Source organism: Paraburkholderia sp. Ac-20347 (assembly GCF_017104805.1).
GTDB lineage: Bacteria > Pseudomonadota > Gammaproteobacteria > Burkholderiales > Burkholderiaceae > Paraburkholderia > Paraburkholderia tropica.
Genome location: NZ_JAAGPN010000397.1, coordinates 1 through 5,391, shown reverse-complemented (window position 1 = coordinate 5,391; position 5,391 = coordinate 1). Strand labels below are relative to the sequence as shown.

Sequence of the window (5,391 nt, the reverse complement as noted above, 5' to 3'; positions counted from 1 at the left end):
GGTTCTTCGGAGCCGGTCAGGAGAAGCAAAAGTATCAAGAGTCTCACACTAAAGTAAGTCAGGTTTTTGAAGTAATTCAATTACCTGTCAGCTTTGAGTGAGCGACCGGTTCTTAACTGAACCGAAAACAGTAACAGGTTTAAACTGAAGAGTTTGATCCTGGCTCAGATTGAACGCTGGCGGCATGCCTTACACATGCAAGTCGAACGGCAGCACGGGTGCTTGCACCTGGTGGCGAGTGGCGAACGGGTGAGTAATACATCGGAACGTGTCCTGTAGTGGGGGATAGCCCGGCGAAAGCCGGATTAATACCGCATACGATCTACGGATGAAAGCGGGGGATCTTCGGACCTCGCGCTATAGGGGCGGCCGATGGCGGATTAGCTAGTTGGTGAGGTAAAGGCTCACCAAGGCGACGATCCGTAGCTGGTCTGAGAGGACGACCAGCCACACTGGGACTGAGACACGGCCCAGACTCCTACGGGAGGCAGCAGTGGGGAATTTTGGACAATGGGCGAAAGCCTGATCCAGCAATGCCGCGTGTGTGAAGAAGGCCTTCGGGTTGTAAAGCACTTTTGTCCGGAAAGAAATCCTTGATCCTAATATGGTCGGGGGATGACGGTACCGGAAGAATAAGCACCGGCTAACTACGTGCCAGCAGCCGCGGTAATACGTAGGGTGCAAGCGTTAATCGGAATTACTGGGCGTAAAGCGTGCGCAGGCGGTGATGTAAGACCGATGTGAAATCCCCGGGCTCAACCTGGGAACTGCATTGGTGACTGCATCGCTTGAGTATGGCAGAGGGGGGTAGAATTCCACGTGTAGCAGTGAAATGCGTAGAGATGTGGAGGAATACCGATGGCGAAGGCAGCCCCCTGGGTCAATACTGACGCTCATGCACGAAAGCGTGGGGAGCAAACAGGATTAGATACCCTGGTAGTCCACGCCCTAAACGATGTCAACTGGTTGTCGGGTCTTCATTGACTTGGTAACGTAGCTAACGCGTGAAGTTGACCGCCTGGGGAGTACGGTCGCAAGATTAAAACTCAAAGGAATTGACGGGGACCCGCACAAGCGGTGGATGATGTGGATTAATTCGATGCAACGCGAAAAACCTTACCTACCCTTGACATGTACGGAATTCTGCTGAGAGGTGGAAGTGCCCGAAAGGGAGCCGTAACACAGGTGCTGCATGGCTGTCGTCAGCTCGTGTCGTGAGATGTTGGGTTAAGTCCCGCAACGAGCGCAACCCTTGTCCCTAGTTGCTACGCAAGAGCACTCCAGGGAGACTGCCGGTGACAAACCGGAGGAAGGTGGGGATGACGTCAAGTCCTCATGGCCCTTATGGGTAGGGCTTCACACGTCATACAATGGTCGGAACAGAGGGTTGCCAAGCCGCGAGGTGGAGCCAATCCCAGAAAACCGATCGTAGTCCGGATCGCAGTCTGCAACTCGACTGCGTGAAGCTGGAATCGCTAGTAATCGCGGATCAGCATGCCGCGGTGAATACGTTCCCGGGTCTTGTACACACCGCCCGTCACACCATGGGAGTGGGTTTTGCCAGAAGTGGCTAGTCTAACCGCAAGGAGGACGGTCACCACGGCAGGATTCATGACTGGGGTGAAGTCGTAACAAGGTAGCCGTATCGGAAGGTGCGGCTGGATCACCTCCTTTCCAGAGCTCACGCACTCGCGTATTAAGCGCTCACACTTGTCGGCTGTAATAAAGACAGACTCAGGGGTCTGTAGCTCAGTCGGTTAGAGCACCGTCTTGATAAGGCGGGGGTCGATGGTTCGAATCCATCCAGACCCACCACTTTGTCTGCAAAGGCGAGACAGATCCCTTGAGTTGTTTTGACTGGGGGATTAGCTCAGCTGGGAGAGCACCTGCTTTGCAAGCAGGGGGTCGTCGGTTCGATCCCGTCATCCTCCACCAATCCTCAATGCCTAGTGTCCGGTAGCAGCACAAACCGGGTATTAAGCATTGGCGATTGAGCCAGTCAGAGCGATGTGATTAAACACCATATCGGCTGTCGTTCTTTAACAATCAGGAAGAAGTAGTAAAGAGATTCATCTGAAACACACTTAGAGATGGGTGTGGAGTAAGTGAATCAGGGTTGTGATTGTATCAATGTATTTTTAAGTGATCGAAAGATTGCCTTGAAATACGGCGCAACACGAATACTCAACCTGTAGCGAGTGAATTGAGTGGTTCCTGCGGGAATCATGAGACACACCCGTTATAGGGTCAAGCGAACAAGTGCATGTGGTGGATGCCTTGGCGATCACAGGCGATGAAGGACGCGGTAGCCTGCGAAAAGCGGTGGGGAGCTGGCAAACAAGCTTTGATCCACCGATATCCGAATGGGGAAACCCACTCCGTATGGAGTATCCATGACTGAATACATAGGTCATGCGAAGCGAACGCGGCGAACTGAAACATCTAAGTAGCCGCAGGAAAAGAAATCAACCGAGATTCCCAAAGTAGTGGCGAGCGAAATGGGATCAGCCTGTACTCTTTATCTTCGTTGTTAGCCAAACGCTCTGGAAAGTGCGGCCATAGTGGGTGATAGCCCCGTAGGCGAAAACAGCGAGGAAGAACTAGGTGTACGACAAGTAGGGCGGGACACGTGAAATCCTGTCTGAAGATGGGGGGACCATCCTCCAAGGCTAAATACTCGTGATCGACCGATAGTGAACCAGTACCGTGAGGGAAAGGCGAAAAGAACCCCGGGAGGGGAGTGAAATAGATCCTGAAACCGCATGCATACAAACAGTCGGAGCCTCGCAAGGGGTGACGGCGTACCTTTTGTATAATGGGTCAGCGACTTACATTCAGTGGCAAGCTTAACCGAATAGGGCAGGCGTAGCGAAAGCGAGTCCGAACAGGGCGTTCAGTCGCTGGGTGTAGACCCGAAACCAGGTGATCTATCCATGGCCAGGTTGAAGGCACGGTAACACGTGCTGGAGGACCGAACCCACTAACGTTGAAAAGTTAGGGGATGAGCTGTGGATAGGGGTGAAAGGCTAAACAAACCTGGAAATAGCTGGTTCTCTCCGAAAACTATTTAGGTAGTGCCTCGTGTATCACCTTCGGGGGTAGAGCACTGTCATGGTTGATGGGTCCATTGCGGATTACGTCGCCATAGCAAACTCCGAATACCGAAGAGTGCAATCACGGGAGACAGACATCGGGTGCTAACGTCCGGTGTCAAGAGGGAAACAACCCAGACCGCCAGCTAAGGTCCCCAAATATAGCTAAGTGGGAAACGAAGTGGGAAGGCTAAAACAGTCAGGAGGTTGGCTTAGAAGCAGCCACCCTTTAAAGAAAGCGTAATAGCTCACTGATCGAGTCGTCCTGCGCGGAAGATGTAACGGGGCTAAGCTATATACCGAAGCTGCGGATGCACATTTATGTGCATGGTAGGAGAGCGTTCTGTAAGCCTGCGAAGGTGCGTTGAAAAGCGTGCTGGAGGTATCAGAAGTGCGAATGCTGACATGAGTAGCGATAAAGGGGGTGAAAGGCCCCCTCGCCGTAAGCCCAAGGTTTCCTACGCAACGTTCATCGGCGTAGGGTGAGTCGGCCCCTAAGGCGAGGCAGAAATGCGTAGCTGATGGGAAGCAGGTCAATATTCCTGCACCATTGTGAAATGCGATGGGGGGACGGATCGCGGAAGGTTGTCCGGGTGTTGGAAGTCCCGGTCCTTGCATTGGAGAAGGCGCTTTGGCAAATCCGGGCGCGGAATTCAAGGGTGCGAGGCCAGTCTCTTAGGAGACGAAGCAACTGGAAGTGGTTCCAAGAAAAGCCTCTAAGCTTCAGTTTCACAGTGACCGTACCGCAAACCGACACAGGTGGGCGAGATGAGTATTCTAAGGCGCTTGAGAGAACTCGGGAGAAGGAACTCGGCAAATTGGTACCGTAACTTCGGGATAAGGTACGCCCTTGTAGCTTGAAGAGCCTGCGCTCTGAGGGTGAAGGGGTTGCAATAAACTGGTGGCTGCGACTGTTTAATAAAAACACAGCACTCTGCAAACACGAAAGTGGACGTATAGGGTGTGACGCCTGCCCGGTGCCGGAAGATTAAATGATGGGGTGCAAGCTCTTGATTGAAGTCCCGGTAAACGGCGGCCGTAACTATAACGGTCCTAAGGTAGCGAAATTCCTTGTCGGGTAAGTTCCGACCTGCACGAATGGCGTAACGATGGCCACACTGTCTCCTCCCGAGACTCAGCGAAGTTGAAGTGTTTGTGATGATGCAATCTCCCCGCGGCTAGACGGAAAGACCCCATGAACCTTTACTGTAGCTTTGCATTGGACTTTGAACCGGTTTGTGTAGGATAGGTGGGAGGCTGTGAAGTGTGGACGCCAGTCTGCATGGAGCCGTCCTTGAAATACCACCCTGATCTGTTTGAGGTTCTAACCTTGGTCCGTAATCCGGATCGGGGACAGTGCATGGTAGGCAGTTTGACTGGGGCGGTCTCCTCCCAAAGGGTAACGGAGGAGTACGAAGGTACGCTAGGTACGGTCGGAAATCGTGCTGATAGTGCAATGGCATAAGCGTGCTTGACTGCGAGACTGACAAGTCGAGCAGGTGCGAAAGCAGGTCATAGTGATCCGGTGGTTCTGTATGGAAGGGCCATCGCTCAACGGATAAAAGGTACTCTGGGGATAACAGGCTGATACCGCCCAAGAGTTCATATCGACGGCGGTGTTTGGCACCTCGATGTCGGCTCATCTCATCCTGGGGCTGTAGCCGGTCCCAAGGGTATGGCTGTTCGCCATTTAAAGAGGTACGTGAGCTGGGTTTAAAACGTCGTGAGACAGTTTGGTCCCTATCTGCCGTGGGCGCTGGATATTTGAAGGGACCTGCTCCTAGTACGAGAGGACCGGAGTGGACGAACCTCTGGTGTACCGGTTGTCACGCCAGTGGCATCGCCGGGTAGCTATGTTCGGAAGAGATAACCGCTGAAAGCATCTAAGCGGGAAACTCGCCTTGAGATGAGATATCCCCGGGGCTTCAAGCCCCTTGAAGGGTCGTTCGAGACCAGGACGTTGATAGGTCAGGTGTGGAAGCGCAGTAATGCGTTAAGCTAACTGATACTAATTGCCCGTAAGGCTTGATCCTATAACAGGTGTGTTTCGAGAAACGCACGGTTGAGAGATCAGTGTTGTGCCGATATAAACAACACAACCCGAATTCAGTAAAAACTCTTTACGCTTCTTCCAGATTGGCTGTGGCGCCCCCAAAGGCGACGCAGCAACCCGTCATGCCTGATGACCATAGCGAGTCGGTCCCACCCCTTCCCATCCCGAACAGGACCGTGAAACGACTCTACGCCGATGATAGTGCGGATTGCCCGTGTGAAAGTAGGTAATCGTCAGGCTTCTTAT

Annotated in this window: 2 tRNA genes and 3 rRNA genes; all 5 read left to right on the top strand. The window is 52.9% G+C overall.

Annotated elements, in window-relative coordinates:
* Positions 1 to 141: 141 nt before the first annotated feature.
* The 5 genes from G3N97_RS36200 (at position 142) to rrf (ending at position 5,384) form a co-directional block, all read left to right on the top strand.
* Positions 142 to 1,674 (top strand): 16S ribosomal RNA (locus G3N97_RS36200).
* Between the two features lie 64 nt (positions 1,675 to 1,738).
* A tRNA-Ile gene (locus tag G3N97_RS36195) sits at positions 1,739 to 1,815 on the top strand.
* 44 nt (positions 1,816 to 1,859) lie between these two features.
* Positions 1,860 to 1,935 (top strand) — tRNA-Ala (locus tag G3N97_RS36190).
* A 310-nt stretch (positions 1,936 to 2,245) separates the two neighbouring features.
* Positions 2,246 to 5,125: ribosomal RNA gene (locus G3N97_RS36185) — 23S ribosomal RNA — on the top strand.
* A 145-nt stretch (positions 5,126 to 5,270) separates the two neighbouring features.
* Positions 5,271 to 5,384, top strand: a 5S ribosomal RNA gene (gene rrf, locus G3N97_RS36180).
* Together the 16S, 23S and 5S rRNA genes with 2 tRNA genes alongside form the textbook arrangement of a ribosomal RNA operon.
* Positions 5,385 to 5,391 lie beyond the last annotated feature (7 nt).